The organism is Shimia sp., from assembly GCF_039969785.1.
GTDB lineage: Bacteria > Pseudomonadota > Alphaproteobacteria > Rhodobacterales > Rhodobacteraceae > Shimia.
This window is the reverse complement of the sequence record NZ_JBDVNC010000005.1, coordinates 265589-292385: the sequence shown is the minus strand read 5'-3', so window position 1 is coordinate 292385 and position 26797 is coordinate 265589. Positions and strand designations below refer to the sequence as shown.

General features: G+C 55.5%; 29 protein-coding genes and 1 tRNA gene. 13 read left to right on the top strand and 17 right to left on the bottom strand.

The features are described from left to right. Positions 1-32: 32 nt before the first annotated feature. The 6 genes from argS (at position 33) to ABJI08_RS03620 (ending at position 5596) form a co-directional block, all read left to right on the top strand. Positions 33-1778, top strand: coding sequence for an arginine--tRNA ligase (gene argS, locus ABJI08_RS03645; protein WP_348400461.1), 1746 nt, complete (start codon positions 33-35; stop codon positions 1776-1778). Between the two features lie 80 nt (positions 1779-1858). After that, a complete protein-coding gene (locus ABJI08_RS03640) occupies positions 1859-2860 on the top strand; it encodes an SPOR domain-containing protein (RefSeq protein ID WP_348400460.1) in 1002 nt (333 codons plus the stop codon). Continuing rightward, positions 2857-3840 (top strand): beta-N-acetylhexosaminidase, encoded by a 984-nt coding sequence (gene nagZ, locus ABJI08_RS03635; protein WP_348400459.1) that lies wholly within the window; start codon positions 2857-2859, stop codon positions 3838-3840. Before ABJI08_RS03640 ends, nagZ begins: the two co-directional genes overlap by 4 nt. Positions 3841-3852: 12 nt before the next feature. Continuing rightward, on the top strand, positions 3853-4650 hold the full coding sequence (locus ABJI08_RS03630) for a ScpA family protein (RefSeq protein WP_348400458.1): 798 nt from the start codon (positions 3853-3855) through the stop codon (positions 4648-4650). Continuing rightward, positions 4643-5299, top strand: coding sequence for an SMC-Scp complex subunit ScpB (gene scpB / locus ABJI08_RS03625; RefSeq protein WP_348400457.1), 657 nt, complete (start codon positions 4643-4645; stop codon positions 5297-5299). The genes ABJI08_RS03630 and scpB overlap by 8 nt, the downstream gene beginning before the upstream one ends. 87 nt (positions 5300-5386) lie before the next feature. Further along, a complete protein-coding gene (locus ABJI08_RS03620; protein ID WP_348400456.1) occupies positions 5387-5596 on the top strand; it encodes a hypothetical protein in 210 nt (69 codons plus the stop codon). Positions 5597-5668: 72 nt separating this feature from the next. Here ABJI08_RS03620 and ABJI08_RS03615 read toward each other — a convergent pair whose 3' ends face one another. The 8 genes from ABJI08_RS03615 to ABJI08_RS03580 all read right to left on the bottom strand — a co-directional run bounded on the left by ABJI08_RS03615 (position 5669) and on the right by ABJI08_RS03580 (position 11442). Beyond that, on the bottom strand, positions 5669-6745 hold the full coding sequence (locus ABJI08_RS03615) for a 2'-deoxycytidine 5'-triphosphate deaminase (protein WP_348400455.1): 1077 nt from the start codon (positions 6743-6745) through the stop codon (positions 5669-5671). Between the two features lie 58 nt (positions 6746-6803). Next, positions 6804-6880 (bottom strand) — tRNA-Pro (locus ABJI08_RS03610). 58 nt (positions 6881-6938) lie between these two features. Then, positions 6939-7973 (bottom strand): MerR family transcriptional regulator, encoded by a 1035-nt coding sequence (locus ABJI08_RS03605; RefSeq protein ID WP_348400454.1) that lies wholly within the window; start codon positions 7971-7973, stop codon positions 6939-6941. 15 nt (positions 7974-7988) lie between these two features. Further along, the gene (gene ihfA / locus ABJI08_RS03600; protein ID WP_348400453.1) at positions 7989-8291 is read right to left on the bottom strand and encodes an integration host factor subunit alpha; all 303 of its coding nucleotides are present in this window, start codon (positions 8289-8291) and stop codon (positions 7989-7991) included. A gap of 129 nt (positions 8292-8420) precedes the next feature. Further along, positions 8421-9395 carry a beta-ketoacyl-ACP synthase III gene (locus ABJI08_RS03595; RefSeq protein ID WP_348400452.1) on the bottom strand — a complete coding sequence of 325 codons (975 nt, stop codon included), beginning with the start codon at positions 9393-9395 and terminating at the stop codon, positions 8421-8423. A 12-nt stretch (positions 9396-9407) separates the two neighbouring features. Next, complete coding sequence (gene plsX, locus ABJI08_RS03590) at positions 9408-10505, bottom strand: phosphate acyltransferase PlsX (RefSeq protein ID WP_348400451.1); 1098 nt, start codon at positions 10503-10505, stop codon at positions 9408-9410. Between the two features lie 21 nt (positions 10506-10526). Beyond that, a complete protein-coding gene (gene rpmF / locus ABJI08_RS03585; RefSeq protein WP_348400450.1) occupies positions 10527-10733 on the bottom strand; it encodes a 50S ribosomal protein L32 in 207 nt (68 codons plus the stop codon). Positions 10734-10884: 151 nt separating this feature from the next. Further along, a complete protein-coding gene (locus tag ABJI08_RS03580; protein ID WP_348400449.1) occupies positions 10885-11442 on the bottom strand; it encodes a DUF177 domain-containing protein in 558 nt (185 codons plus the stop codon). Positions 11443-11527: 85 nt separating this feature from the next. On the opposite strand from ABJI08_RS03580, the gene bamE reads away from it, so the two are divergent. The 3 genes from bamE (at position 11528) to ABJI08_RS03565 (ending at position 14684) form a co-directional block, all read left to right on the top strand. Further along, complete coding sequence (gene bamE / locus ABJI08_RS03575) at positions 11528-11992, top strand: outer membrane protein assembly factor BamE (RefSeq protein WP_348400448.1); 465 nt, start codon at positions 11528-11530, stop codon at positions 11990-11992. Between the two features lie 78 nt (positions 11993-12070). Further along, entirely contained in the window at positions 12071-12808 is a 738-nt protein-coding gene (locus ABJI08_RS03570; protein WP_348400447.1) for a GNAT family N-acyltransferase, read from the top strand. Positions 12809-12878: 70 nt separating this feature from the next. Beyond that, entirely contained in the window at positions 12879-14684 is a 1806-nt protein-coding gene (locus ABJI08_RS03565) for an ABC-F family ATP-binding cassette domain-containing protein (RefSeq protein ID WP_348400446.1), read from the top strand. 81 nt (positions 14685-14765) lie between these two features. Here the strand turns inward: ABJI08_RS03565 and ABJI08_RS03560 are convergent, their stop codons facing one another. The 3 genes from ABJI08_RS03560 to tyrS all read right to left on the bottom strand — a co-directional run bounded on the left by ABJI08_RS03560 (position 14766) and on the right by tyrS (position 17711). After that, entirely contained in the window at positions 14766-15359 is a 594-nt protein-coding gene (locus ABJI08_RS03560) for a hypothetical protein (RefSeq protein WP_348400445.1), read from the bottom strand. Further along, the gene (locus tag ABJI08_RS03555) at positions 15359-16114 is read right to left on the bottom strand and encodes an SDR family NAD(P)-dependent oxidoreductase (protein WP_348400444.1); all 756 of its coding nucleotides are present in this window, start codon (positions 16112-16114) and stop codon (positions 15359-15361) included. The genes ABJI08_RS03560 and ABJI08_RS03555 overlap by 1 nt, the downstream gene beginning before the upstream one ends. 271 nt (positions 16115-16385) lie before the next feature. Next, positions 16386-17711 carry a tyrosine--tRNA ligase gene (gene tyrS / locus ABJI08_RS03550; protein ID WP_348400443.1) on the bottom strand — a complete coding sequence of 442 codons (1326 nt, stop codon included), beginning with the start codon at positions 17709-17711 and terminating at the stop codon, positions 16386-16388. Between the two features lie 63 nt (positions 17712-17774). Between tyrS and ABJI08_RS03545 the strand changes: the two genes are divergently transcribed. Then, the gene (locus tag ABJI08_RS03545) at positions 17775-18890 is read left to right on the top strand and encodes an anhydro-N-acetylmuramic acid kinase (RefSeq protein WP_348400442.1); all 1116 of its coding nucleotides are present in this window, start codon (positions 17775-17777) and stop codon (positions 18888-18890) included. Between the two features lie 160 nt (positions 18891-19050). On the opposite strand, the gene ABJI08_RS03540 is transcribed toward ABJI08_RS03545, so the two are convergent. Continuing rightward, positions 19051-19482: a cupin domain-containing protein gene (locus tag ABJI08_RS03540; RefSeq protein WP_348400441.1), complete on the bottom strand. Its 432-nt coding sequence runs from the start codon at positions 19480-19482 to the stop codon at positions 19051-19053. 120 nt (positions 19483-19602) lie between these two features. On the opposite strand from ABJI08_RS03540, the gene ABJI08_RS03535 reads away from it, so the two are divergent. Then, positions 19603-19857, top strand: a complete 255-nt coding sequence (locus ABJI08_RS03535) for a DUF1330 domain-containing protein (protein ID WP_348400440.1) — start codon at positions 19603-19605, stop codon at positions 19855-19857. Between the two features lie 93 nt (positions 19858-19950). Here ABJI08_RS03535 and eno read toward each other — a convergent pair whose 3' ends face one another. Then, positions 19951-21228 (bottom strand): phosphopyruvate hydratase, encoded by a 1278-nt coding sequence (gene eno / locus ABJI08_RS03530; protein ID WP_348400439.1) that lies wholly within the window; start codon positions 21226-21228, stop codon positions 19951-19953. A 305-nt stretch (positions 21229-21533) separates the two neighbouring features. Here eno and ABJI08_RS03525 point away from each other — a divergent pair, with 305 nt between their 5' ends. Continuing rightward, entirely contained in the window at positions 21534-21932 is a 399-nt protein-coding gene (locus tag ABJI08_RS03525) for a methylglyoxal synthase (protein ID WP_348400438.1), read from the top strand. 24 nt (positions 21933-21956) lie between these two features. On the opposite strand, the gene ABJI08_RS03520 is transcribed toward ABJI08_RS03525, so the two are convergent. Further along, positions 21957-23264, bottom strand: a complete 1308-nt coding sequence (locus ABJI08_RS03520; RefSeq protein ID WP_348400437.1) for an HlyC/CorC family transporter — start codon at positions 23262-23264, stop codon at positions 21957-21959. 67 nt (positions 23265-23331) lie between these two features. Here ABJI08_RS03520 and ABJI08_RS03515 point away from each other — a divergent pair, with 67 nt between their 5' ends. Then, the gene (locus ABJI08_RS03515) at positions 23332-24150 is read left to right on the top strand and encodes a metallophosphoesterase family protein (protein ID WP_348400436.1); all 819 of its coding nucleotides are present in this window, start codon (positions 23332-23334) and stop codon (positions 24148-24150) included. Here the strand turns inward: ABJI08_RS03515 and ABJI08_RS03510 are convergent. From ABJI08_RS03510 to ABJI08_RS03500, 3 genes are read right to left on the bottom strand one after another with little or no spacing between them, the layout of a single operon-like run. Further along, positions 24081-25064, bottom strand: a complete 984-nt coding sequence (locus ABJI08_RS03510) for a site-specific tyrosine recombinase XerD (RefSeq protein ID WP_348400435.1) — start codon at positions 25062-25064, stop codon at positions 24081-24083. The two genes, ABJI08_RS03515 and ABJI08_RS03510, sit on opposite strands and share 70 nt — an antisense overlap. Beyond that, positions 25061-26581 carry a hypothetical protein gene (locus ABJI08_RS03505; RefSeq protein WP_348400434.1) on the bottom strand — a complete coding sequence of 507 codons (1521 nt, stop codon included), beginning with the start codon at positions 26579-26581 and terminating at the stop codon, positions 25061-25063. The genes ABJI08_RS03510 and ABJI08_RS03505 overlap by 4 nt, the downstream gene beginning before the upstream one ends. Next, positions 26571-26720: a hypothetical protein gene (locus ABJI08_RS03500; RefSeq protein ID WP_348400433.1), complete on the bottom strand. Its 150-nt coding sequence runs from the start codon at positions 26718-26720 to the stop codon at positions 26571-26573. Before ABJI08_RS03500 ends, ABJI08_RS03505 begins: the two co-directional genes overlap by 11 nt. Positions 26721-26797 lie beyond the last annotated feature (77 nt).

Here is a 26797-nt window from a genome sequence, read left to right as displayed (position 1 = left end):
AAACCCGGCGCAAATCTAAAAGGACGGGTTTGATGAACCTCTTTAGCGAAATGCGCGTGCTGGTAATCGGCGCGTTGGAAAGAATGCAAGCAGAAGGCACGTTGCCAGCTGAGCTGGACTTTATAAACGTTGCGGTTGAACCGCCACGCGATACTGCGCATGGCGACATGGCAACCAACGCCGCAATGGTGCTGGCCAAGCCCGCCAGGATGAAGCCACGCGACATTGCGCAAAATCTGACAAGCATTCTGGCTGGAGATGCACGCATTCTGACGGCCGAAGTTGCCGGACCGGGGTTTATCAACCTGCGGCTTGCACCTGAACTGTGGCAAGGTCTGGTAAAGGCAGCTTTGGCGGCTGGGGCTGATTTTGGGCGCTCGGCAATGGGGCAGGGCAAAAAAGTTAACGTTGAATATGTGTCAGCGAATCCAACCGGACCGTTGCATGTTGGCCATACCCGCGGTGCAGTATTTGGCGATGCGTTGGCAAGTTTGCTGGATTTTGTCGGGTATGACGTCACTCGGGAATATTATATCAACGATGGCGGTGCGCAGGTCGACGTGTTGGCGCGGTCCGTGTTCGAACGGTACCGCGAAGCTAACGGGCTGAGTCCCGAAATCGCAGAAGGTCTGTATCCGGGTGACTATCTGGTAACTGTGGGGGCGGCTTTAAAAGACAAATACGGCGACACTCTGTTAGATCAGCCAGAAAGTGTCTGGTTGGAAGACGTGCGCGAGTTTTCGACTGACGCAATGATGGATCTGATCCGCGAGGATCTGAGTGCGCTTGGTGTGCGCATGGACAAGTTTTATTCCGAAAAGTCTCTTTATGGAACAGGACGGATCGAAGCTGCGATTGCGGAACTTGAATCCAAGGGGCTGATTTACGAAGGCGTGCTTGAGCCACCCAAAGGCAAGAAGCCTGAAGATTGGGAACCGCGGGAGCAGACGCTGTTCAAGTCCACAGAACATGGGGATGATGTGGATCGCCCGGTTAAAAAATCGGATGGAAGCTGGACCTATTTTGCGCCGGATATCGCGTATCATTATGATAAAGTTTCCAGAGGGTTCAACGGGCTAATTGATGTATTCGGCGCTGATCACGGCGGGTATGTCAAACGTATGAAAGCCGCAGTTTCGGCGCTGAGCGATGGACAGGTGTCGCTGGATATTAAGCTCACCCAGTTGGTTAAGCTGTGGAAAAACGGAGAACCGTTCAAGATGTCTAAGCGGGCCGGTAATTTTGTGACCTTGCGAGACGTGGTAGAACAAGTGGGTCCGGACGTAACACGGTTTGTGATGTTGACGCGCAAGAATGATGCGCCGCTTGATTTCGATTTTGACAAGGTGCTGGAACAATCCAAGGACAATCCCGTTTTCTATGTACAGTATGCGCACGCTCGCGTGTGTTCAGTCCTGCGCAAAGCAGGAGAGGCTGGTATCCCGACGGATGACACAACGCTAAGCGCGGCAGACCTGTCGCAGTTGTCGCATGAGGCCGAGATTGGGGTTGCCAAAAAACTGGCGGAATGGCCGCGTTTGGTTGAGATCGCTGGTCGCACTAACGAACCGCACCGGGTGGCGTTTTATCTTTATGAATTGGCCAGCGAGTTGCACGCATTGTGGAACCGGGGCAACGATGATCCGTCATTGCGCTTTATCCAAGAGGACGCGGTTGCCACAAGTCAGGCGAAAATTGCGCTGGCGCGGGCCGTAGCCGTTGTTATTTCCGCCGGTCTTGGTATTCTTGGTGTAACTCCAGCGCAGGAGATGCGGTAACAAGCTGCACGTCGCGCGGGGTTGAGGCATAGGCAAGGCAACCCCGGTGACAACGTATCGCCGGTGGCAGTGAGGCGAGTATGGCAGAGATACCGATGGGCACGCGGGGCGTCGACCCGATCGAGTCTGATAGCGCGGGCAGGGCGATGAACTGGGCAGGTGCAATTGTTTCAATTGCGCTTGTGGCTGGCACATGTGTTTGGGCGTACAAAATTATGGCCCGCGATGTCAGCGGTGTTCCGGTGGTGCGCGCGTTGGAAGGTCCAATGCGCGAAAAACCCGAAACACCTGGTGGGCGGCCTGCCGAAAATCAGGGGTTGGCGGTTAATAACGTCGCCGCAGAAGGGTCAGCAGAAAAACCTGCGGACCGGCTTGTGTTGGCGCCGCCACCCATATCGCTCACAGAAAATGACAGCACAATCACTCCGACAAGTGTTCCCGCTGTGGATTCAGAGGAATTGGAACTACCAACGGCTCCGGCGCATGCAGAAGCCATCGTCGCGCCGCCCCCTTTGGCGTCTGGAGAGACAATGTCTGTTGAAGAACTGGCCGCTCAGTTGGCTGCAGGCGTTACCCCGCTAAGCGACACCGGCCCGGCTGATACGCCTCCGATTATTACAGAAGTTGCATCCGTTGACGACGCGTCAGAAGCCATCGCTGATCCTGTCGAACCGGCTAGGCCTGCCATCAAAGGCGGTATCAAGCGTTCTTTACGTCCTGTTCCGCGCCCGTCGACCTTGGCGGTATCCTCGGCTGATCAGATTGAGTTGGCGTCTGCCTCAAACGCCATTGATGCGGTTCCAAAGGCAATTGAAGCCTCAGAGATTCCAACCGGGACGCGAATGGTGCAGTTGGGTGCCTATGCCAGCCCCGAGATTGCTGCGGCAGAGTGGGATAAGCTTTCGGTTAAGTTTGGCGATTATCTGACTGACAAGACTCGTGTGATTCAGAAAGCATCCAGTGGCGGAAAAGTTTTTTATCGTCTCCGCGCGATGGGATTCGCAGATGTTAGCGACGCTCGTCGGTTATGTTCTGCGCTCAAAGCTGAAAATGCGGATTGCATCCCGGTGACGACCCGGTGAGCGCCTTTAGGGCGACAATATTTGGGTGTAAGGGACTGACGCTGAGCGACAACGAGCGTGCCTTTTATCGCGAAGCACGCCCGTTTGGGTTTATTCTGTTTGGCAGAAACATTGAGTCAGCGCCGCAAGTGCGCGCGCTGTGTGATGCACTGCGGGGCTGTGTGGCGCACGAAGCGCCGATCCTGATTGATCAAGAAGGCGGGCGCGTACAAAGGTTTCGACCGCCATTGGCGACAGAGTGGGTGCCTCCGTTGGAACAGGTTCGGGCGGCAGGCGTTCACGCTGAACGCGTCATGTATCTGCGGTCGTTGATCATGGCGCATGAGCTGCGGGCGTTGGGCGTAGATGCCAATTGCGCGCCGCTGGTCGACGTGGCGCGCGATGAAACTCACCCGTTCCTGAAAAATCGCTGTTATGGCGACAATCCGGATTTGGTGACGCGCGTTGGTCGATCTGTTGCAAATGGTTTGCGGGACGGCGGAGTGTTGCCGGTCATAAAGCACATTCCAGGACACGGGCGGGCTGTGGCTGACAGCCACCTGGATTTGCCGAGAGTCGCGGCTTCTGTCGAAGCGCTTGAAAATGACTTCGCACCGTTTACTGCGTTAAATGACATTCCCATGGGGATGACGGCGCATCTTGTTTATGAAGCTTTGGATACTGAGCCAGCCACACACTCAGCCAGGGTCATGGGCCTGATCCGTAATCAGATCGGGTTTGACGGATTGATCATGACGGATGATATTTCGATGCAGGCCTTGTCTGGCCCCGTATCAGAAAGGGCCAGCAAATCAATTGCGGCGGGATGTGATGTGGTTCTGCATTGCAATGGCGAATTCGATGAAATGCAGGATGTTGCGACCGCCAGCGGTGTCCTGAGTGGACTAGGTTTAATCCGCGCGCATGCTGCGCTGGCTGCACGTCAGCCCCCCGAAACTGTTGACATTCAGGCGCTCACTGCGGAATTTAAAGCGTTCTGAGCAGGCGGAAATATGGGCGAAGACGAATTTGAAGACTCACAGGACATTTCTGTTGCCGACAGGTTGGCCGCAGAAGCGTTGATTGTGGATGTCGATGGGTATGAAGGCCCATTGGATCTTTTGTTGACCCTGTCACGTACCCAAAAAGTAGACTTGCGCAAGATTTCCATTTTGCATCTGGCGCGCCAGTATCTTGAATTTGTGGAACAAGCCAAACGGTTGCGCATTGAGTTGGCCGCTGACTATCTGGTGATGGCAGCGTGGCTGGCTTTTTTGAAATCACGGCTGTTATTACCTCCTGATCCAAGCGAGGAGGGTCCGAGTGGTGAAGAATTAGCGGCGCATCTGGCGTTTCAACTAGAGCGTCTGCAGGCGATGCGTGATGCTGCCGCCAAGTTGATGGCGCGCGATCGGCTGGGTCGTGACTTTTTTGCGCGTGGTATTCCCGAAGACGTAACGCGAGTGCGGCGTGTGACGTATTCGGCGACATTGCTGGATTTGATGCAAGGTTATGCCCGGTTGCGTACGCGCGATGAATTCCGTCCCTTTGTGTTAGACCGCGAGTCGGTGTTTACCATGGAAGAGGCGTTAGAGCGCATGCGCGGGCTCATAGGTTTTGCAGGTACCTGGACCGACATCAACAGCTATTTGCCTGCCGGGTGGGAAGACGATCCCAAGAAACGCCGGTCCGCTACAGCGGCGACATTTGCAGCCTCATTGGAACTGGCCAAAGAAGGTAAGATCGAAATTCGCCAATCTGAGATATTTGCACCGATACAGTTGCGCAGGAAAGACGAAGATTATGTCTGAACCCGTTGACGAAAAAGAAGAAAGCCTGTTCGAGGCGCCACCGATGGGTGAACAGGAACGCATGTGCGAGGCCATCCTATTCGCCTGCACAGAGCCGGTTACGATAGCTGAAATGAACGCGCGTATGCCGCATGCATGTGACGCAGCTGAGGCGATGGCGCATCTGAGAAAACGTTATGACGGGCGCGGTGTTAAGGTCGTCAAAGTGGGTGATGCCTGGGCCATTCGCACAGCGCCTGACCTTGGTTTTCTGATGCAGAAAGAAACGGTCGAAACGCGAAAGCTGAGCCGTGCGGCGATCGAAACTTTGTCGATCATTGCGTATCACCAGCCTGTCACTCGTGCGGAAATCGAAGAAATCCGTGGTGTGAGCGTCAGCAGAGGGACAGTTGACCAGTTGCTGGAGATGGAGTGGATCCGTTTCGGACGCCGCCGCATGACGCCAGGGCGGCCGGTTACTTTTGTGGTGACATCCGAGTTCTTAGATCATTTCGGCCTGGAAAGTGCGCGCGACCTGCCAGGATTGAAAGAATTGCGAGCAGCGGGCTTGTTGGAAAACCGACCACCACCCAGTGCAATGCCGCTTAAACCCGAGCAGGACGACGAAGATGAAAGTCTGGAAGGGCAGTCCGAATTGTTCGAGGATTGAGAACAATCCGCCGATTTGCGACCTGTCGGCCTTATTCTGGGCACAATTGATACCTATTTACTATGCTGAGCAGGTACGGAGGACGTCATGAACGTCAATCAACTTATCAACATGATCACGCGTATGTTTATACGCAAGGCAATGAACCATGGCGTTAAAGCCGGAGTTAATGCGCTTTCTTCATCAGACAATGCAGGACGCAGCAAGCCACGTCAGAAACAGGGCGGCGGAGCGCCGCAAAATACCAAACGCGCCAAACAGGCAATGCGCGTCGCGCGTCGCGTCGGCAAGTTCTGAGCAGTTTAGTTCGATTGGAAATTGTTTTCGGGATGCATCCGATGTCATCTCGTTATTTTGTGCGTGCCGATATCAGCGTGTTTGAAAGTGTTTAGACAACTTCAGCCCCTGACCCTGATAATTTGACGCAATCCCAGAGCCATAAAGCTGATCCGGAACATCTGCCATACGCTCATAGACCAAACGACCGACCACTTGACCGTGTTCCAGCACAAAGGGCGCCTCGTGACAGCGGACTTCAAGCACCCCACGTGATCCTTTTCCGCCGGCGGCATCATGGCCGAACCCAGGATCAAAGAAGCCTGCATAATGCACACGAAATTCGCCGACCATAGCCAGAAACGGCGCCATTTCGGCGGCATAGGCAGGGGGAATATGCACCGCTTCACGGCTGACAAGAATATAAAACGCCCCAGGATCAAGAATGATCTGCCCGTCGGAGCAGTGTAGTTCTTCCCAGTATTCAGCGGGATTATAATAACCGATGTTGTCCAGATCTATTACACCGGTGTGCGGCTTGGCCCGATAGCCGACAAGTGTGTCATTTTCAGGCTCAAGATCGACCGAAAACCCCAGACCTTCGTCAATCACTGCGGGGCTATCAACAAGCGGGCTGCGGTCATGCAGCACGCGTAAATCGGCGTCGCTGAGGATGCTTTGTCCGGCACGAAACCGGATCTGGTTGAGCCGCATGCCCGGACGCACCAGCGCTGAGAAAGAGCGGGGGCAGATCTCGGCATAGAGCGGGCCGGTATATCCGGCAGGAATGCGGTCAAATTCCGTACCACCATCCGTGATGGTGCGCGTCAACAAATCCAGTCGTCCGGTTGAGCTTTTGGCATTGGCAACGGCTTGAACATCCTCGGGCAGGGCGAGGCTTTCCATTAATGGGACAACATAGACGCAGCCCTTTTCCAGAACGGCGCCATCCGTCAGATCAATGCGGTGCATTTCGAATTCATTCAATCGGTCAGACACCGTGCGGTTGCTGCCAGACAGAAACGAGGCGCGTACCCGATAGGCTGTCTGACCAAGTCGCAGGTCAAGAGACGCCGGTTGAACCTGTCCGTCAACGATCGGATGGCTGACGTTAATTTCGCCGGAATTCAGCATTTTTTCAATGGTTTGGCTGGGCAATACGCCGGTCATGATGCTCTCCCCAGATATGCAAAACGCCCGGACCTTGCGGCACCCGGGCGATTTTGTTTGGTCGGGCTAGCAGGACTCGAACCTGCGACCTTCCGTCCCCCAGACGGACGCGCTACCAGGCTGCGCCATAGCCCGACGATGGGCTGTTCATAGCGAATTTGCTGACAGGAGCAAGTCAAAAACGCAACTTTTCTCAGACCGTTTCGGTTTCGTTAGATCGCGCGCGTAAGGCGATTAGTCTTGCGACCAGTTCGGCCGCTTCAGTGCGATATTCAGGAGCAATTCCTGTGGCCGAAGAAAGCTGCGTTAGAAAGTCTTCGCGCATAAATTCGCTGCTCCGGTCCAGGACGGGTTGCGGAGCAGTTTCAGCAGGTTCTATTGCTGTTGCGGGGACGTCCTCTTCCTCGTGTGCTGAGGAACGGTCCGGAGCGCGATTGATAAATGCGGGCATTTTGTCTTGCGAAGGAAGGTCGTCGTCTTCCTCAAGATCAACAGCTTCTTCAGGCTGACCAGATGTCGGCGGAATTTCCGTAGCTTGCGTAATCAATGCGCCTTGGTCAATTTCCAACTCGGGTTCCATTTCCAACTCTGGTTCCGACGCGTCTGCAGGGGCTTCTTCTGGCATATTTGGCACGTCGTCGGCATCCTCAAACTCAGGTGTTGATGCGTCGTCTTGTGTGCCGTCATGTGTGAGGGGTGGTGGTGCCATCTCTTCTGGCTCATCGGCATCCAGAGGGGGCAATGACGTGTCATCGTCCTCGGGTAGGGCGTCAATTGGATCATCAAACGGTTCGGCCGCATCGGGTAGGGTGTCTGTTAAGTCGTTTGCAAGCGGTTCATCATCGACCGGAACGAACTCAACCAAAACCGGTACCTCAGCGGAATCCGGCACTTGTGTTTGCTCGGGCAAGTGCTGAGGCAACTCTGCCTTAGCTTCAATCACTTGGTCGGAATCCAGAGATTGTGACAAGCCAGCGACGTGTTTGACGCCCTTTTCGCGCAGCAGTTTTTGCGCGCCCTTGATGGTCATACCATCGTCATGCAGCAGCTTTTTGATGCCACCCAAAAGCTGCATGTCTTGAGGGCGGTAATATCTGCGCCCACCCGCGCGCTTAACGGGTTTGACTTGCGTAAACTTGCTTTCCCAGAATCTCAGTACGTGGGCTTGCGTATCAAGCCACTCAGCGACTTCGCTGATTGTGCGAAACGCGTCCCGGGATTTGCCCATATCTGCAGCCCTGCTTTAGCTTTTGTTGCCTGCCGCAACGCGATCTTTCATGAGATGCGAAGGACGGAAGGTCAGAACCCGGCGCGGGTTGATCGGAACCTCTTCGCCAGTCTTGGGATTGCGCCCAACGCGGGCCGCCTTGTCACGGACGCTGAACGTGCCAAACGAAGATATCTTGACCTGCTCGCCTTGAACCAGCGCGTCAGACATATGCGCCAAAACGCTTTCAACCAGCTGTGCAGAATCGTTGCGTGATAGCCCAACTTCGCGAAATACAGCTTCGCTTAGATCCATGCGCGTCAGTGTCTTTCCGTCCATTTCGGTGCCCCCCAGTCAATCATTTCATAAAACATAGGGGTAATGGATTTTATGAGTCAATAACAACAGCTTGAAAATACGCGTTTTTCCGCAATTAAGTCGACTGGTTCGACGTGCAGAATGCGATTGTCACCACCGCAAGACCACCGCACCCCAGGCCAAACCGCCGCCAATGGCCTCTGCAACCAGCAAGTCTCCACGCTTGATCTTGCCATTAGTCACGCCCACGGACATAGCCAGGGGGATCGACGCGGCAGACGTATTGCCGTGATCCTGCACGGTCACAATGACCCTGTCCATCGGCACGCCCATTTTTCTGGCGGTGCCCTGAATGATGCGGATATTGGCCTGATGTGGCACAATCCAGTCCACGGCGTCGTCGTTCAACCCAATTTTGGACAATGCAGTATGGGCTGTTGACGCCAGCTTTTCGACGGCCTGGCGGAACAACGCATTGCCCTGCATTCGCAATTTGCCGGAATCGCCAGTGGTGGACACACCACCATCGACAAACAGCATATCGCGATAGCGGCCGTCGGAATTGAGATCGCTGGACAACACGCCGCGGTCTGAGACGTCGCCGTCGCTGTCCTGAGCTTCCAGTAACAGCGCTCCAGCACCATCGCCAAACAGCACACATGTCGAGCGATCCGTCCAGTCCATGATACGGCTGAAAGTTTCAGCTCCGATCACCAGAACACGGTTGGCCTGACCGGATACAATCAGCGCGTTTGCATTTGTAAGGGCAAATATGAAGCCTGCACAGACCGCCTGAACATCAAAGCCAAAGCCCTTGGTCATACCGATTTTGTTCTGAACCATGGTCGCAACGGACGGGAAAGTCAGGTCGGGCGTTGATGTTGCCACAACTATGGCGTCAACGTCATCGACAAGCAGTCCCGCATTTTCCAAAGCCGCCCGCGCCGCGTTTGCGGCCAGATCAGAGGTCGTTTCGCCTTCGGCGGCAAAATGGCGCCGTTCAATACCGGAACGCGATCGAATCCACTCGTCCGATGTGTCCAGAGACTTTTCGAATTCGGCATTTGGAACGACCCGTTCCGGCAAGTAGTGGCCTACGCCAATCACTACGGCGCGTGTCGTCATATCAATGCCTTGCTAGTTGTCTGAAATGCTGGACTTGGACGTATCTTGCGGCAGAGAGACGGCGGATGCAACCCGCGCCGCCAGCTTTTGCGAAAAGCCTGATTGCCCCAGTTTAAACGCCAGTTTGACGGCGGCTGATACGCCAGTCGCGTCTGAGCTGCCATGAGACTTAACGACAGTGCCATTGAGCCCCAGAAACACCCCGCCATTCACACGACGTGGATCGATACGTTTGTTGAGGCGGTTGAGCGACGTATAAGCGAGGAGGGCCGCCAGACGAGACAGAGGCGAGAATTTGAACGCGTCTCTCAAAAGCTGCCCGATCAGGCTGGCAATGCCTTCGCCCGTTTTTAGCGCAACGTTGCCAGTGAACCCGTCTGTCACAATCACGTCCGCAATATTACCGGGCAGATCACGCCCTTCGACAAAACCGACAAATTCAAAATTTGCGGCATCCGCATTCTGAGCTATCAGCTCATATGCCTCTTTTAATTCCGGGCGACCTTTGTGCTCTTCAGTACCCACATTCAGCAGGCCGACACGAGGGCGCGGCAATTCCATGCCATTGCGGGCGTACGAGGCACCCATAAGCGCATATTGCAGTAAATCATGCTCGTCTGCGCGAATGTCTGCGCCCGCGTCAAGCATGATGTTAAAGCCTTGGGGATTGGTCGACGGCCACATGACCGCAATGGCAGGGCGATTGATGCCCGGCAATTTCCGCAGGCGCACAACCGACAACATCATCAGCGCGCCGGTGTTGCCACAGGATACACAGACATCTGCTTCGCCGTTTCTGACAGAATCAACAGCCGACCACATCGACGTGTTTTTGCCGTTGCGCATCACCTGGCTGGGCTTGTCTTCCATTGAAACAACATCTGCGGCGTGGCGAATTTCCACACGTCCCGCGAGATATTTTTTGCGGATGACCAGCTTTTCCAACTCTGGTTTGTCGCCATGCAAAATAAACCCGATATCCGGATTTTTTTTGGCGGACAGCGAAATGCCGGCAACTACAGCTGCCGGCCCGCGATCACCACCCATGGCGTCAACAGAGACGATAGTGCGCCCGGCACCGGGGTTTGCTGTTTGAGTCAAACCAGACATGCGGGCGCAAATCCTAAAAGGTTATGCCGCGTCTTCGTCCAGATCGACGTCATCGACCATAGCGACGATTTCGCGGTCGGCATAGTGGCCGCAAGACGCACACACGTGGTGCGGACGCTTGAGTTCGCCACAATTAGGGCATTCATTTGGGTTTGCGGCAACCAGGGCGTCGTGAGCACGGCGGTTGTTGCGGCGCGATTTTGATACTTTATTCTGCTGGACAGCCATTGTCGCAACCTTCGATTTACAGGGGCCTCATACATCGCATCAAGCCCGTTTTCCTGAGTGTTCCGAGCCATTACGCGTATCGTGTGGCCGAGTCCAACTCTAAATTCCGATGAGCGCGCGAAAATACTGCGAATTCCGCGCGACGCAAGACCTATTTTTTGTCTTTTTCACCAAGCATGTCCCGAAGGGACGCAAGGCCAGCAAAAGGACGTGCATCTTCGTCGGTCATGGCCTGCTTTCCCGGCTCTGTAAAGCCCGTTTTGTTCAATTCTGCATCAGGCGCGCGCGGATAGAGCGGCAAATTCAGTGCCAGAGCTTCTGACAAAGTGGCACTTACGTCTATTTCATTGCCTAGCAACTCTGCATTTTCGTCTTCGGGCATTTCGATTTCTTCGTCGTCTTCCAATTCCGGCATCAGGGCCAGGAAATGTCGTTCTATGTCCGCCTCAATCCGGGTCGTGACTGGCTCAAGCGATACGATACAGGGTTGGACCACAGTGGCGCCAAGCCGCGCACGCAGCGCCCAATCGGTCTTACCGCTGGCTGTCAACGTTCCAATAAGCGATACTTTGCGCACTCCTAACAGATCTAGGTCGCGGGCCAGCATTTCCAGTTCCGACCTGTCGGGGCGCAATTCAAAGGCAGTTTCCCGATTTTGCGGCAGATCGGCGACGCGAAAAGCGGCGGGAGAATTAAATTTCTGAGACATTTGCCGTGGCTTCCATTCTTGAACCGAAGGCGTTCCTTCTGTAAGCGGGATAGAAGGCGAAAAAGGCCAAGGCAAGAGGGCAGGCATGTCATTACGCAGCAAAGCGTTGAAATGGGCGGTATTCGGAGCAGTGTTATTGGTGGCTACGGCTTGTACCACACGCTATCGGAACCACGGGTATGTTCCGGCTTCCGAAGATCTGGCGGCTATTACAGTGGGCGTGGACACACGTGACACTGTAACCGAGGCGATAGGCACACCGTCTGCTGGCGGCGTTCTCAAGGACGGCGATTTTTATTATGTTCGCAGCAAGGTGCGTCATTACGGGCCCCGCGAGCCCAAAGTGGTTGAGCGTCAGATTGTTGCGATTAACTTCGACAACAACGGTGTTGCCAGAAACGTTCAGCATTACGCGCTGGAAGACGGTAAGGCTATCCCGCTGGTGCGACGCATTACAGACAACGGTTTGAACGATATCGGGTTCCTGCAACAACTGGCCGGCAATATCGGACGCTTTGATCCTTCGACATTTGGTGGTGGACCGTTGTAAGGGAACCCAAAATGCCGATCATTCATTTGTCACGCGATCTGCTCTATATGTAGAACGTGTGACAAAGCGAGTTTGACCATGTTGGGATTTTCCAAAGGGCGATATACGGCACGCGTTGCCCGTGACGCTGCGGATGTGTCCGCCGCACAACGGCTGCGTCACTTTGCTTTTCTTGGAGGGCAGGGTGACGATGCCGACGTCGATCCGTTTGACGAAATTTGCACGCATATATTGGTCGAAGAAACAAATACCAATGAATTAGTGTGCTGTTTTCGGTTGTTGCTGCTGAACGGTGGCGATCAGATTCAGCAAAGCTATTCTGCACAGTTTTACGAGTTGTGCGCACTGCGGGATTTCGAAGGCCCAATTGTGGAGATGGGACGGTTTTGTATTCATCCCAACCACCAAGACCCTGATATCCTCAGGGTGGCTTGGGGAGCGATGACAGCCTATGTGGATGAAAACAAAGTTGAAATGTTGATTGGCTGCTCCTCGTTTGATGGCACGGATGCAGATGAATACCTTGATTCCTTTGCCATGCTACGTGACCAATACATTGCGCCGAATCACTGGTTGCCCAAGGTAAAAGCGCCGGATGTCTTTCGGTTTGCAACGCGGTTAAACCAAACGCCTAACCTAAGACGGGCACGGCTGAGGATGCCGCCATTGCTGCGAACTTACCTGATTATGGGCGGCTGGGTAAGCGATCATGCAGTTGTGGATCGGGATCTGAATACACTGCATGTCTTTACGGGCCTGGAAATTAGCGCGATTCCAGCAGCGCGTAAACGTTTGCTACGCGCAATTGCGGCCTGAATATGTGAACAGATCTGCATGAGCATAAACGTCGGTTGACCGGACGGCCCGAGCGGTTTAGCCCCGGGTTATGGCACGTATACCCCTTTTACAAATGAGTGACGTCTCGCTGACGTTTGGCGGAGATCCTGTTTTTGACCAGCTGAGCCTGGTTGTTCAACCCGGCGACCGGGTGGCCTTGGTTGGGCGTAACGGGTCAGGCAAATCTACGCTGATGAAGGTCATGGCGGGAATGGTCGAAGCTGACCGTGGTAACATTGTCATTCCGCCGGGAAACAGCGTTGGCTACATGGATCAAGACCCTGATATGGCTGGGTTTTCGACACTTGGAGAGTTTGCCTCGGCCGGGTTGGAACCGGGTGAGCTCTATAAAGTTGAACGGGCTGGTGAGGGGCTTAAATTTGATCCCGCCCGGCCGGTAGAAACGGCCTCTGGCGGGGAGCGAAGACGAGCCGCGCTGGCACGTTTGATGGCCGAAGCCCCGGACCTGATGTTGTTGGACGAGCCGACAAACCATCTGGATATTGAGGCGATCCGCTGGCTTGAAGAAGAGTTGAAAGCCACCCGTGCGGCCTTTGTTCTGATCAGTCACGACCGGGCCTTTCTGCGTGAACTGACACAGGCAACCCTTTGGATAGACAGGGGAATAGTGCGTCGACAGGAAAAAGGTTTCGAAGCGTTTGAGGCCTGGAGAGACAAAGTTTGGGATGAGGAAGATGTTTCGCGTCACAAGCTGGATCGCAAAATAAAATCTGAGGCCAGATGGGCGGTGGAAGGCATCAGCGCACGTCGCAAACGTAATATGGGCCGTGTGCGGGCCCTGCAGGGATTGCGCGGCGAGCGCGCATCGATGATCCGGCGTCAGGGAGCAGCGGCAATGGACCTGTCTTCTGGGCCAAAGTCAGGTAAAAAAGTGATTTATGCCAAAGGTTTGGAAAAATCTTTTGGCGGCAATCCGATTGTTCAGAATATGTCGATCACCGTACAACGCGGTGATCGTGTGGCGTTTGTCGGACCCAACGGCGTGGGCAAAACAACCGTGATCAAAATGTTGATGGGCGAAGTGGCACCCGATGTTGGAAGCGTCACATTGGGGACCAATCTGATGCCTGCGATATTTGATCAGGGGCGCGAAAAACTAGACCCGGACATGAATCTTTGGGACAGCCTGACCGGCGATCCGGACATGCGCGTTTCGGGCAAAGCGGATCAGGTTATGGTGCGCGGAAATCCAAAGCATGTCGTTGGATACCTTAAAGAATTTCTGTTTGATGAGCGTCAGGTTCGTGCCCCGGTGCGGTCCTTGTCCGGTGGTGAAAAAGCCCGCTTGTTGCTTGCTAAACTCATGGCTCGCGAAAGCAACCTGTTGGTGCTTGACGAACCGACCAATGATCTTGATGTCGAAACTCTGGATCTGTTGCAGGAATTGTTGGACGACTATGACGGAACCGTTTTGTTGGTCAGCCACGACCGGGACTTTCTGGACCGCGTGGCGACGACAACAGTCGCTATGGAGGGCAATGGGCAGGCCGTAGTCTATGCGGGCGGATGGTCTGATTATCAGGCACAACGTCAAGATGATGGTCCTAAGATTGATATAAAAACAAAAGTTAAGGCAGAAAAGCAAAAGCAAGAGAAAGCCCCGAAGAGTGGGTTGAGCTTTACGGAAAAACACCGGCTTGAGGCGTTGCCAGACATCATGGACCGGCTTGGTGCAGAGATTGCCAAGTTGGAAGGTTTGATGGCGGATCCCGAGTTGTTCACCAAGCAGCCAGTGAAGTTTCAGAAGGCCACAGAAGCTTTGGTAGAACGTCAGGCGGCCTTGGCTTCCGCAGAAGAAGAATGGCTGGAGCTGGAAGAAAAAGCAGAAGGCTGAAACCGCGCGGATTGGGTGATCGGCAACGCGTCGGTGTGACGTCGGTATCGCGTCGGTGCGGTTTTCGCTAAGGATGCTTGTTTAATCCAAGGCGACGCGCGGTTGATATCCATTTTTCAATGCGCAAAGTGTGGGGGCGGGCGTAATCACGCGAACGGTGCCTTGGGGTTTGGTCTTAGCAGCGCTGTAACCTGACGGAGAGAATTCAAACATTGCACCCTGCCAAAATAATGCAGGCGCATTTTCGGTCAGGATGAACGTTCCATCTGGCAGAGAAGAAGCCGCCGCAAAATGACGTTTCTGTTCAAACCGACGCGGAATAGCACGGGCCTCATGCAAAATTTCGTCAAACTCGGTGACTTTGCCGGCGTGGTCGGCCGCTGCAAGAAAGCGGTTGAAATCAGAGCGCCGGCATTCTCCGCAAGGTCTGTGACCGGCTGCAAGCGCCACCGCTTCGTCGTGGAAAAATAATTCGGTATAGCGATTTGGCGTCATAAGCATGCGCTGGCGGTTCTTGAATTTGGTGACGCAGCATACCCACGCCTTGTGACGCCAGCGCCGGTGCGTCAGAGTTCGGGCGTCATCATGCAAAACCCCGCGATTGCCCATGAAAAGCCCCCGCGCCGGATGCACGAATATATCTCCTGTCGGCTGAACGCGGTTTTGCAGGGGCATCACTGCATCCGCAGCGCGCCATCGATCCGGATGACTTCACCGTTAAGATAGCCGTTTTCAACGATGAACCCAGCCAAACGGGCGTATTCGCTGGGATCGCCCAAGCGCTTGGGGCAGGTCACGTCATTGGCCAGTTGATCCTGAATCTCTTGTGGCAAGCCCTGCAGCATCGGGGTGAGGAAAATACCTGGCGCGATGGCCATGACACGGATGCCCGAACGCGCCAGATCGCGCGCCATTGGCAATGACAAGCCAACGATGCCCCCTTTGGACGCCGCATATGCTGCCTGACCGCGCTGTCCGTCCATGGCTGCGACAGAGGCTGTGTTGACGATCACGCCGCGCGCGCCATCCGCTTCGGGCGTGTTTTCCGCCATCACCTCGGCGGCTAACCGGGCCACATTGAAGCTGCCAACAAGGTTAATGTCGATTGTCTGTTGGAATGTGTGCAATGGATGAGGGCCGTTTTTGCCCAGCGTTGTCGAGGCGGGCGCAATTCCTGCGCAATTCACAGTAGCGGTAATGGCGCCCATGGCTTCTTTGGCGGCACCGATCGAAGCAGCGACTGAGGCCTCATCGGTTACGTTTGTGTTGTGAAATGTGCCGCCAAGCTCTGCGGCCAACGCGGTGCCTGCGTCCTGGTTGAGATCAAACAAAGCAACCTTGGCGCCTTGTTGGGCAAAGTGGCGCGCGGTTGCAGCGCCCAATCCCGATGCCCCCCCGGTGATCACGGCGCAGGTGGTTTCAAGTTTCATCGGGGTCTCCTCTGGCGGCATGAAATGAACATCTGTTCAAATAACGTGCGCAGGGGGGCTCTGTCTAGTGTGGAGTGTGCGCGGCGCGTTGACAGCGGGTAGGGGCTTTGCCCCTCACGACGTCTTTGCGGCGCAAAGCCTTCGCTCACCCCAGAGTATTTTTGGCAAAATGAAAATGGCGCAGCTGCGTGTGGCGCACGCGTGCGGTGCAGTCCGCAGACCGTGTGTCTGCCGGGTTTTCCGGCCCCTCTGCGGGGGCGGGAAATCCGGTTTAGTCGGACAATTGAACCAGCGCGTGACGCTTTTTACCGGCGCTGAGTTTGATCGGGCTCGACAATGCCTCCGCGTCAATCATCAAACCCGCATTGCTGAGCGGTGCGTCATCCAGCCGGGCGCCGTTTTCTGCAATCAGGCGCTTGGCTTCTTTGCCGGATTTGGCGAGACCTGCCAGCACAAACAGTTTCACAGCTGGAATCTTATATTTTTTGAGGTTGAAGTCCGGAATTGCCGTTATCATCCCAATATTGATATCCTTGACTTCTTCTTCTACCTCAAAGAAATCATCAAGAGTGAGCGTATAAGTAGGCAGGTCGTCACCCACGCCGCCTTTTTCGAAGACTTCGCGCGCGGTGGCCTCGGCGGCGGCAGCGGCATCGGCGCCGTGGCAGAGGGTTGTGACCTCATTGGCTAGGATGATCTTGGCCGCATTGATTTCCGAGCCTTCCAAAGCGCCCAGTCGGTTGCATTCGTCAACCGGCATCTCGGTATAGAGCTTAAGGAACCGGCCGACATCAGCGTCGGTGGTATTGCGCCAGAATTGCCAGAACTCGTAAGGCGCGCGCATGTCTGCGTTCAGCCAGACCGCGCCGTCTGCTGATTTGCCCATTTTTTTGCCATCGCTGGTGGTCAGCAGAGGGGAGGTCAGACCGAAGATCTGTGTGTCGTCAGTGCGCCGTGTCAGATCAATACCGTTCACGATATTGCCCCACTGATCCGAGCCGCCAAACTGAATCATACAGCCATAGCGGCGGTTCAGCTCCAGAAAGTCATAGGCCTGAAGAATCATGTAATTGAATTCGAGGAAAGACAGCGATTGTTCGCGATCCAGCCGGGATTTTACTGATTCGAAGCTGAGCATGCGATTGACCGAGAAGTGGCGGCCGATGTCGCGCAGGAATTCGAGGTAGTTCAGATCGTCCAGCCATTCGGCATTGTTCAGCATCAACGCGTCCGTGGGGGCGTCGCCATAGCTGAGATATTTTGCGAATACCTGTTTGATGCCGGCGATATTGGCGTCGATCTGGTCCGTGGTCAGAAGCGGACGTTCATCGGCGCGAAATGACGGATCGCCCACTTTTGTAGTACCACCGCCCATCAGGGTCAGAGGTTTGTGGCCGGTTTTCTGTAGCCAGCGCAGCATCATGATCTGGATCAGGCTGCCGACATGCAGTGATTTCGCCGTCGCGTCAAAACCGATATAGCCGGGCACCACGCCTTTGGTCAGGGCCGTGTCGAGCCCTTCGTAATCCGTACAATCGGCAACAAAGCCGCGTTCCAGCATGACTGCGAGGAAATCCGATTTGGGCTGGTAGGTCATGGTCTGTGTCCCGTAGTATTTGCGCAGCCGTGTATAGGCGCGGATGGGCAGAAGGAAAAGGCCATGTTGAAGGCCAGACAGGCAGGAACAGTTGTTCGGGCATTGGGTGCCATGTCAGGGACGTCGCTGGACGGTGTCGACGCAGCTGTGATTGAGACCGACGGCAAGGAGATTTTTGGGTTTGGCCCATCGGTGTACCGGGCGTATTCGCAAGAGGAACAGGCCGTTTTGACCGCGGGTTTGGGACATTGGAATGGTGCGCCCGCTAAAGCCGCAGCGCATATCGTTGAGACGGCGCATCGGGATGCTTTGAGAGGATTTGAATCGGTTGAACTGGTTGGGTTTCACGGCCAGACACTGGCGCATGAACCGCATGGGCGCGGGACCTGCCAGGTGGGCGATGGTCAGGCGCTTGCCGAGGCACTGGGGGTGCCGGTGGTGTGGGATTTCCGTTCGGCAGACGTGGCATTGGGGGGAGAAGGTGCGCCGTTGGCACCGTTTTTTCATTTTGCTTGCGCCAAGTGGATGGGGGCGACAGAGCCGGTGGCGTTTTTGAATCTTGGCGGCGTTGGCAATCTGACATGGGTTGATCCGTCAAAAACTTCGCCGGAAGAAGAGGGCGCATTGCTAGCCTTTGATACTGGTCCCGCAAATGCGCCGTTAAACGATCTGTTGCGCCAGCGTCGTGGTGTGGCATTTGACAAAGATGGCTTGATAGCCGCGCAGGGTCGTGTTGCGACGGGGGCGTTGGAGCTGTTTTTGGCGGAGGCGTATTTTGGGAGGATACCTCCTAAGTCGCTTGATAGAAATGATTTTTCGGAAATGATCGAGCTGGTGCGAGAGCTTGGTGACGAAGATGCAGCGGCGACTTTGACTGCGATGTGTGCCGCGTCAGTGGCGCAGGGGTTGGGGCATTGTCCGGTCGCTCCTGAGCGTATTCTGGTCACGGGCGGTGGTCGGCACAATCCGGTCTTGATGCAGATGTTGACCGTTTCGCTGGAGTGCCCGGTGGAGCCGGTAGAAGCGGTTGGGTTGGATGGCGATATGTTGGAAGCGCAGGCGTTTGCCTATCTGGCCGTGCGCGTTGCGCGCGGTATGGCAACGTCGTGCCCGTCGACAACGGGCGTTCAGGCATGTGTGGGAGGCGGAACGGTCAGCCAACCAGAGGATGCGTCGTAATCCAGCGGAGTGGGCGCAAGCGCCCACGCATTGGGTGCTTTGCCACAAGGGCAAAGCGATTGGGGCGCGGGGCCAATCGCAGAGAAACCTTTTTTTTGGGCGGGCGATCAGGCAACGCGCGTGTGCGGGTGACGCGGAGCAGATATTACGGTGTTTTGTTTCAGCTGTGGGGCGGAATATTGAAGCCGGGATCGGCAAGTGTGAACCCTTCGAATTGAAACGCAGGGGAAACAGTACAACCTGCCAGCGTCCAATCGCCTGTGGATTCAGCCGATTGCCAGTGGTGTTTCGGGATAATCACCTGTGGGAAATGGTCAGAGGCGAGATCGGGGCCCAGTACCTTATCAAAGGCCGGTCCGGCGTCGGTTTCTGCCACCGACAGCTTTAACGGCGCGCCCGCGTAGAAATGCCAGATTTCTGTGGCGTCGACCTTGTGCCAGTGCGAGCGTTCGCCCCGGGCCAGTAAGAAATAGATCGCTGTTCCGGCCGGGCGCGCATCACATGTTGCTGATTCGATCCACGTCTGACGGTAGTGGCCGCCTTCGGGGTGTGGTTGCAGGTTCAGTTTCTTGATGATGTCTTGAGCTGTCATGGCGCTGTTTTCAGTTGGGAAATGGTTCGCGGCTTGGCAATGGGCCAAAGCCCGCGTCGGTTGAGTGATAACTTTTCTTACATGGTGTAACATGGCGGCATTATTTTTGAAGGGTTTGATATGACGATTGCGTATTTTGTGGCACGCCCCAGACAAGCGGACAGCCGCGAATTCTTAGTTTTCCGCGAAGCTTCCCAGGAAGTGCTGTCAGGTTTTAACGGAGAGATCATGGAGAACCTTAGAGTTCACCGGGAAGGCGCTGATCGCAGCGATACAGGTGAAGCGCTGGTTGCGGCATTTGACACGATTGCACAGGCGCGCGCATTTTATGAATCTGAGGAATACGCCGAAATAAGAAAAGATCGCGCGAGTTGAATGGTTTAGGGTCTGTTGCAACAGGTCCGGCGCGTGCGTCACGTCGCCATTTGAAGTGGTTTGCGGCGAAGCCTGCGCCCCGCCGCATGTAATTTAGGCTTTCAGGATCGAACGGCCGGCATATTCAGCCGTTTCACCCAGCAGCTCTTCGATACGGATCAGTTGGTTGTATTTGGCCAAACGGTCCGATCGTGACAGCGAGCCGGTTTTGATCTGGCCGCAATTGGTGGCCACTGCAAGGTCCGCAATTGTGGCGTCTTCGGTTTCACCTGAACGGTGGCTCATCACGTTGGTATAGCGCGCGCGGTGGGCCATATCGACAGCCTTGAGCGTTTCTGTGAGCGAGCCGATTTGGTTCACTTTGACCAGCATCGAGTTGGCGACGCCTTGGGCGATGCCATCAGCCAGACGGGTTGGGTTGGTTACAAACAGATCGTCACCGACCAGCTGAACCTTGTCGCCGATTTTGTCGGTCAGCATTTTCCAGCCTTCCCAATCGTCTTCGTCCATGCCGTCTTCGATAGAAATAATCGGGTAATCAGCGCAGAGATCCGCCAGATATTGTGCGTTTTCCTCGGATGAAAGCGAAGCGCCTTCACCCTTCATCTCGTATTTGCCGTCTTTGTAATACTCGGACGAGGCGCAATCGAGTGCGAGGTAGATGTCTTCGCCCAGTTTGTACCCGGCTTTTTCAACGGCTGTCTGGATGAAGTCCAGAGCAACGCGGGTGCTGGCGAGGTTCGGGGCAAAGCCACCTTCGTCGCCGATGCCGGTGTTGTGGCCTGCGGCGGAGAGTTCTTTTTTCAGGGTGTGGAACACTTCGGCGCCCATGCGTACGGCTTCGCGGATGTTGTCCGCAGAAACTGGCATGATCATGAATTCCTGAATGTCGATTGGGTTATCGGCATGTTCGCCGCCATTGATGATGTTCATCATTGGCACGGGCAGAACACGGGCCGACGTGCCGCCAACGTAGCGGAACAGCGGTTGTGCGGTGAAATCAGCAGCGGCTTTGGCTGCGGCAAGTGAAACGCCCAGAATGGCGTTGGCGCCCAGACGGGCCTTGTTTGGGGTGCCGTCGAGTTCGATCATGGCTGTGTCGATGGCAACCTGTTCAGTCACATCCATGCCCACCAGCGCTTCGGCGATTTCACCGTTTACTGCTGCAACCGCTTCCAGAACACCTTTGCCCAAGTACCGGCCTTTGTCGCCATCACGTTTTTCTACGGCCTCATGTGCACCGGTCGAGGCGCCTGAAGGTACGGCCGCACGTCCAAGGGTGCCGTCTTCCAGAACGACGTCAACTTCGACGGTTGGGTTGCCGCGGCTGTCGAGAATTTCGCGTGCGTGGATATCAATGATTGTGCTCATGGGGGAGGTCCTCGGAATGGCAGAAAAGTTGCGCTGAGCTATAGCAGGGGTTGCCCAAAAGTAAACCGTCCTCGTTAGCGCTAACCTGTCGTATTGGTGGGGTATGGCATTGTCCGGAGCAACTCAGGCGACTTTGGACGCCTTTTGGGGAATAATTTAGACCGTTGTGATTTGTACATCCAATATACGTCTGAGGTCAGAGACGCCTTGTTACGTACAGCAATGGGTTGAGAATTTGTGGCGCATGATTAATACAGTGCCGGAAATCGCAGCGGATCGTCTGATCGCGAAAAAGGAATACTCTCATGTCCGAAACGCCTGAAAAAACGTTGCAAATCGCGTTGGTCGCCCATGATGCGTGCAAAGAGACACTTGTCAGCTGGGTTGGCCGCCATGTTGCGTTTTTTGAAGCGGCCAATATTTTCGCAACCGGCACCACCGGTGGGTTGCTCAAAGAACATCATCCCGGTCTGACCGTGAACGCCTTTAAAAGCGGTCCGCTGGGTGGGGATCAGCAGATTGGCGCGCTGATCAGCGAAGATAAGCTGGATGCGTTGTTCTTTTTCATCGACCCAATGTCACCAATGCCACATGACGTGGATGTCAAAGCGCTGACGCGGTTGGCGATTGTGTACGATATTCCAATGGCTTGCAGCACGGCAACGGCCAATTGCATTGTCAACTACATGTCTCAGAGCGTCTGATCGTGCTCAGCCTGATCTAAATAACTAGAGCGGGCGAATTTTGAGGTTGGTGATCCGGTTGTCTTTGCGACCGATAACTTCAAATCGGAAACCGTGGAACGAAAATACCTGACCCGTGCTTGGGATCATCTGGGCTTCGTGAATGACCAGCCCGGCAATGGTGTTGGCTTCTTCGTCGGGCAGGTTCCAGTCTGTCGCGCGGTTCAGGTCACGAATGGTCATGGCGCCGTCGATCAGAAATTGCCCGTCTTCGGATTTACGAATTGGGTGGTCCGCATCAGGGTCAAACTCATCGGTAATTTCACCAACGATCTCTTCGAGGATATCTTCGAGCGTGATAAGCCCCTGCAAAGAGCCGTATTCGTCCACCACCAGCGCAAAATGAGACCGGCGGCGCAGGAACTGGCGCATCTGATCGTCGAGCGATGTGGTTTCAGGCACGAAATAGGGTTTCTTGGCCACTTTGGTAATATCAAAATTGGCGAGGTCGGCCAGATTGCCTTCGTCGGCGGTCAATTGGCGGTGCATGGAACGCAGCAGGTCTTTGGCGTGCACGACGCCCATGATATTTTCCGGCTCGTCCTTAAAGACGGGCAGGCGAGTGTGGTTGCTTTCCAGACATTGGGCCAGCACGTCGGCAGGATCGGAATCGGCATCAATCATTTCAATGCCCGAGCGATGCAGCATGATTTCTTCGACAGTGCGGTCGCCAAGGTCCAGCGCGCCAAGAATACGGTCGCGGTCTTCCTTTTCGACAATACCTTCGGAATGGCCCAGTTGGATGGCTCCGGCGATCTCTTCTCGCATTGCCAATATCTGGCTGTCGGGGTCGGTCTGGACGCCAAAGATGCCAAGCACGCCGCGCACCAGAAGACGCACGGCAGATACGATAGGGGCAAACACCTGAACAATGATGCGTATCGGGGCGGACACTAGCGAAGCCGCGTCTTCCGGGGCGGTGATGGCATAAGTTTTTGGCAGCACCTCGGCAAAGATCAGCACCAGTAGGGTCATGACCAAAGTTGCCAGCGCCACACCGCTTTCCCCGAACGCTTGTGTAAACAATGCGGTGGCGAGCGAGGTGGCAAGGATATTGACCAGATTGTTGCCCAACAGCACGGACCCGATCAGACGTTCATTGTCTTCGGTGATGTCCAGCGCGCGTTGTGCGCCCCGATTTCCTTTGTCAGCCTGCGCGCGCAGTTTGCCGCGCGATGCAGCGGTCAGCGCGGTTTCGCTTCCGGAAAAGAAAGCAGACAAGACCAACAAGGCGACGATCGTGCCTGCGGTGACCCAGAAAGTGCCGTCTAATGCCTCAGTTGTGACTTCCATCGCGCAACATGTCCTTTTATCTGATTGGGTTATGGGGCGCGATGCTGCGGCAATCAAGGGGTAAGCCATGTTGGATTTGGGTGTGTTGCACGGCGATGTGTTGTTGTTTGGTGGGCCATATTCCAATCTTCAAGCGACCGAAGCGGTGCTGACAGAGGCCGCTAAACGCGGAATTCCAGCGCAGCGGATGATTTGCACAGGCGACGTGACAGCCTATTGCGGGCAACCCCGCGAGACTGTCGCCACGATCCGTGAGGCAGGTATTTTGACAGTGGCAGGCAATTGCGAAACGCAATTGGCGGCGGGTGCGATGGATTGCGGTTGTGGTTTCGAAGAGGGTACGACTTGTGACCTGCTGTCGGTGGGTTGGTTTGCGCATGTGGACCGGCAAGTCGGCGCGCAAGACCGACAATGGATGGCGACATTGCCTACGATGGTGGTGTTTCGGCACGCGGGTCGGACTGTGGCGGTGGTGCATGGGGGCGCAACGGATATAGCGCGATTTTTGTGGGACGTGTCGCCCGAGTCTGAGTTTGTCGAAGAAATCGCCGCCATCACAGCGCGGGTTGGCCCGGTAGATATGGTTGTCGCAGGGCATTGCGGCATTCCGTTTGTCCGTCAGGTGGCCGGCGTGACATGGGTGAACGCCGGCGTGATCGGAATGCCGCCGCATGACGGATCGCAAGGCACACGCTTTGCAATTTTGTCAGAGTCCGGCGTGAAATTTCACGTTTTGAGTTATGATGCACTAAAAGCCTATGCAGAAATGCAAAAGGCGGGGTTGATCCGGGGATATGATCAGGCGTTGCTGAGCGGTTACTGGCCGTCAGAGGATGTGTTGCCGCCGTCGCTGCGTTTGGCTTCTCTGTCGCGGGCCAGCGGGTGATTTTCCAGTACCAGTTCGCGCAGACGTTCATCCAGAACATGCGTGTAGATTTCCGTGGTGGCCACATCCGCATGGCCCAATAGCATTTGGATGGCGCGCAGATCGGCGCCATTGGCCAAAAGATGGGTCGCAAAGGCGTGGCGCAAAGTGTGAGGCGTAACCTTGTCGGGTGCCACGCCGCTTGACACAGCAAGTTCTTTGATCAGCAGATAAAACCGATGCCGGGTCAGATGACCTGCCTTGCCGCGCGAGGGGAACAGGAACCGGGATGCTGGTTTTCCTTTGGTGCGGGCTTCGTCTTCGGCCGCATCGCGAGTTTTCAACCAGACTGCAAGCGCTGTTCGTGCCGGAGGCGACAGTGGCACCATGCGTTCCTTAGAGCCTTTGCCCATTACCAATAACATGCGCGGATCGCCGCGCGCCGCGGATACCGGCAGGCTGACCAGTTCTGTCACCCGCATGCCGGTGGCATAAAGCAATTCCATCAGACAGGTATTGCGCAATCGATCCGCCTGAGTGCGTCCGGTGGTGCGGGCCGCGTTGAGAAGACGATCGACCTCGATCACTTCTAATGTCTTGGGCAGGCGTTTGCTGCGTCCGGGACCTTTGATCTGAATGGCAGGATTGTCGCTGCGCCAGCTTTCTTCAAAAGCAAAGCGATAAAGCTGTTTAATGGCAGAAAGCCGCCGTGCGCGGGTGGCCGGTGACAGCCCTTCGGCATCACAAGCGACAAGGAAATTTTCGATATCGGTCCGTTGGATGGCTGCGAAATCCAGCTTTTGGCGATCGACCCAATCAGAGAATATGCGTAAATCCCGCGCATAGGCTAATTGGGTGTTTTGCGCTGCACCCAGTTCTGCCGCCTGTGCATCGAGAAATGTGGAAATCCAGTGCAGATTGTCCATTTTGGTCATCCGCGCGTGTCCAGCAAAGCAACCTGAAGCGCTGCGCGCCGGGCGGTGTCTTCCAATCCGACGGCGCGAAATGTGGCGAGCGCCTCGGTCAGTGCACCCAGATCACCCGCCGCGCCGTCATCCATTAGGGACATGGCGCGCAAAATAGCTTCGCCCAATTGCCCGCGGGCCAGCATGGCCGACAATTCCTGAGGTACGCCAGCGCCGTGCCATGCATCAGCAATGGCGCGGTGGGTGCGGTCCTGTGGCAATCGGGGCGGCATGCCCAGCGCCAATCCGGCGAGAAAGTCGCGCGGTCCCGCATGGGCGGCGCGTTCATAATCACCTGACAACAAAGCTATATCCCGGGCCAACCGCGCGGTGACGCCTTGCAGTGGCAGTGTCAGCAGGCTGGCGCCAAACAGCCGGGCAAATGGTACTTCCAGATGGACTTGTTGCATGGCCGCCCAAGCGGATGGCAAGGTTTCTGCGACTGCCATCGCATCGCGTTCTGTGACGGCATGGTCAAATGCCTGAAGTGCGCTCACCCGATCCCAGATCATACCAGAGGCCGCAGGGCGACGTTCGGTATAGATGCCGAGCAGACGGTTTTCATGCAATGCAGACGTACGCGCCAGGCGTTCAGCGGCATCCAGTTGCGCCTTCCACCCCGCCGTTTCACGCAAATCTGCATGGGCGTAACTGCGCGGCAGGGCGCTTGTGGTCTGACTTTCGCCAATCGCTTCATAGAGACGGAACTTTAAAGGTGTAGGATCGCTTGCAGCTACAAGCAGCGGTTCGCCCTCAAACAGTTCAGGATCGAGAAAACGCAGCAAAAGTGCGTCCATTTCTTCGCTGATCAGGCTGAGTGCCTTGGCCGTATCCAATGTCAGGGCAGCCGCGCGCCAGTCGCCTGCGCGTGCGATGCAAAAGATACGCGCGCCGTATCCCGGCGCAAGGTGCGGTGCGCTGCCAAGTCGTTCGCAGGCGGCGTCTTCCTGTCCCATCAGCAAGGTGACGTCAAACCAGCGCGAAAACAGTTGTGGCGTATCCGGCCCGGCGCGTTCCAAAAGGGCGGCGGCCTGTTCCAGCGCACCCATTTCCACCAGCTTGTCGACCCGAGCATTCAACAATTCATTTGCAGTGCCAGCGTCCATTGGTGCGTTAGATTCGGCCAGTAGCAACGTATAAAGCAACGCTTGCATCGCCGGGAGCACGTCTGGGCGTTGGTCTGTGACCAAATCGGACAGATGTGCTGCATTTGAGTTGGACCAGAGCGTTGCAGGCAGGCCTGTGACTGAGGACGGCAGTAATCCAACCGAGTCGCGCCCCTCCTGATCCAGTGTGCTGACATCAATGGCCGGCGTGGCTACACCTTGGCTGACCGCGGGTTCTGTTGCGGGTAACCCGATTTCCAGCGTCACGGTTGGTGTCGTATCCAGCCATTCAATTGCTGAAAGCGGCGCGTCCTGAGCCGAAAGCGCAGAACACGATGTTGATAGGGCAAGTGCCCATAAAGAAAGCGTTTTATTGGCCATGCAATTCCACAGGGATGCGCATTTCGGATTGTGGCGCGGAGAAGTCCGCACCAAACATTGGACCCGCATAAGCGTAGACCACAAGAGCAATCACTGCCAGAACGATCAGTAATAGAATGGCACGGATCAGTTTGCCCATAGAATTCCCCAATTTTTCCTGCTCGTTTTTTCCAACTTATAACTGGCCTTTTTTGCAAGATCACGTCATTCAATGCC

Excerpts from the sequence above, each read along its gene's own strand:
- ABJI08_RS03545 (WP_348400442.1), top strand. The coding sequence starts at position 17,775 with ATGTTGAAGGCCAGACAGGCAGGAACAGTTGTTCGGGCATTGGGTGCC.
- ABJI08_RS03640 (WP_348400460.1), top strand. The coding sequence starts at position 1,859 with ATGGCAGAGATACCGATGGGCACGCGGGGCGTCGACCCGATCGAGTCT.
- tyrS (WP_348400443.1), bottom strand. The coding sequence starts at position 17,711 with ATGACCTACCAGCCCAAATCGGATTTCCTCGCAGTCATGCTGGAACGC.
- ABJI08_RS03630 (WP_348400458.1), top strand. The coding sequence starts at position 3,853 with ATGGGCGAAGACGAATTTGAAGACTCACAGGACATTTCTGTTGCCGAC.
- scpB (WP_348400457.1), top strand. The coding sequence starts at position 4,643 with ATGTCTGAACCCGTTGACGAAAAAGAAGAAAGCCTGTTCGAGGCGCCA.
- ABJI08_RS03540 (WP_348400441.1), bottom strand. The coding sequence starts at position 19,482 with ATGACAGCTCAAGACATCATCAAGAAACTGAACCTGCAACCACACCCC.
- ABJI08_RS03515 (WP_348400436.1), top strand. The coding sequence starts at position 23,332 with ATGTTGGATTTGGGTGTGTTGCACGGCGATGTGTTGTTGTTTGGTGGG.
- ABJI08_RS03535 (WP_348400440.1), top strand. The coding sequence starts at position 19,603 with ATGACGATTGCGTATTTTGTGGCACGCCCCAGACAAGCGGACAGCCGC.
- ABJI08_RS03605 (WP_348400454.1), bottom strand. The coding sequence starts at position 7,973 with ATGGGCAAATCCCGGGACGCGTTTCGCACAATCAGCGAAGTCGCTGAG.
- ABJI08_RS03580 (WP_348400449.1), bottom strand. The coding sequence starts at position 11,442 with ATGTCTCAGAAATTTAATTCTCCCGCCGCTTTTCGCGTCGCCGATCTG.
- ABJI08_RS03570 (WP_348400447.1), top strand. The coding sequence starts at position 12,071 with ATGTTGGGATTTTCCAAAGGGCGATATACGGCACGCGTTGCCCGTGAC.
- ABJI08_RS03620 (WP_348400456.1), top strand. The coding sequence starts at position 5,387 with ATGAACGTCAATCAACTTATCAACATGATCACGCGTATGTTTATACGC.
- plsX (WP_348400451.1), bottom strand. The coding sequence starts at position 10,505 with ATGTCTGGTTTGACTCAAACAGCAAACCCCGGTGCCGGGCGCACTATC.
- ABJI08_RS03555 (WP_348400444.1), bottom strand. The coding sequence starts at position 16,114 with ATGAAACTTGAAACCACCTGCGCCGTGATCACCGGGGGGGCATCGGGA.
- ihfA (WP_348400453.1), bottom strand. The coding sequence starts at position 8,291 with ATGGACGGAAAGACACTGACGCGCATGGATCTAAGCGAAGCTGTATTT.
- ABJI08_RS03510 (WP_348400435.1), bottom strand. The coding sequence starts at position 25,064 with ATGACCAAAATGGACAATCTGCACTGGATTTCCACATTTCTCGATGCA.
- bamE (WP_348400448.1), top strand. The coding sequence starts at position 11,528 with ATGTCATTACGCAGCAAAGCGTTGAAATGGGCGGTATTCGGAGCAGTG.
- ABJI08_RS03560 (WP_348400445.1), bottom strand. The coding sequence starts at position 15,359 with ATGCCCCTGCAAAACCGCGTTCAGCCGACAGGAGATATATTCGTGCAT.
- ABJI08_RS03520 (WP_348400437.1), bottom strand. The coding sequence starts at position 23,264 with ATGGAAGTCACAACTGAGGCATTAGACGGCACTTTCTGGGTCACCGCA.
- eno (WP_348400439.1), bottom strand. The coding sequence starts at position 21,228 with ATGAGCACAATCATTGATATCCACGCACGCGAAATTCTCGACAGCCGC.
- ABJI08_RS03595 (WP_348400452.1), bottom strand. The coding sequence starts at position 9,395 with ATGACGACACGCGCCGTAGTGATTGGCGTAGGCCACTACTTGCCGGAA.
- rpmF (WP_348400450.1), bottom strand. The coding sequence starts at position 10,733 with ATGGCTGTCCAGCAGAATAAAGTATCAAAATCGCGCCGCAACAACCGC.
- ABJI08_RS03525 (WP_348400438.1), top strand. The coding sequence starts at position 21,534 with ATGTCCGAAACGCCTGAAAAAACGTTGCAAATCGCGTTGGTCGCCCAT.
- ABJI08_RS03500 (WP_348400433.1), bottom strand. The coding sequence starts at position 26,720 with ATGGGCAAACTGATCCGTGCCATTCTATTACTGATCGTTCTGGCAGTG.
- ABJI08_RS03615 (WP_348400455.1), bottom strand. The coding sequence starts at position 6,745 with ATGACCGGCGTATTGCCCAGCCAAACCATTGAAAAAATGCTGAATTCC.
- ABJI08_RS03565 (WP_348400446.1), top strand. The coding sequence starts at position 12,879 with ATGGCACGTATACCCCTTTTACAAATGAGTGACGTCTCGCTGACGTTT.
- ABJI08_RS03505 (WP_348400434.1), bottom strand. The coding sequence starts at position 26,581 with ATGGCCAATAAAACGCTTTCTTTATGGGCACTTGCCCTATCAACATCG.
- argS (WP_348400461.1), top strand. The coding sequence starts at position 33 with ATGAACCTCTTTAGCGAAATGCGCGTGCTGGTAATCGGCGCGTTGGAA.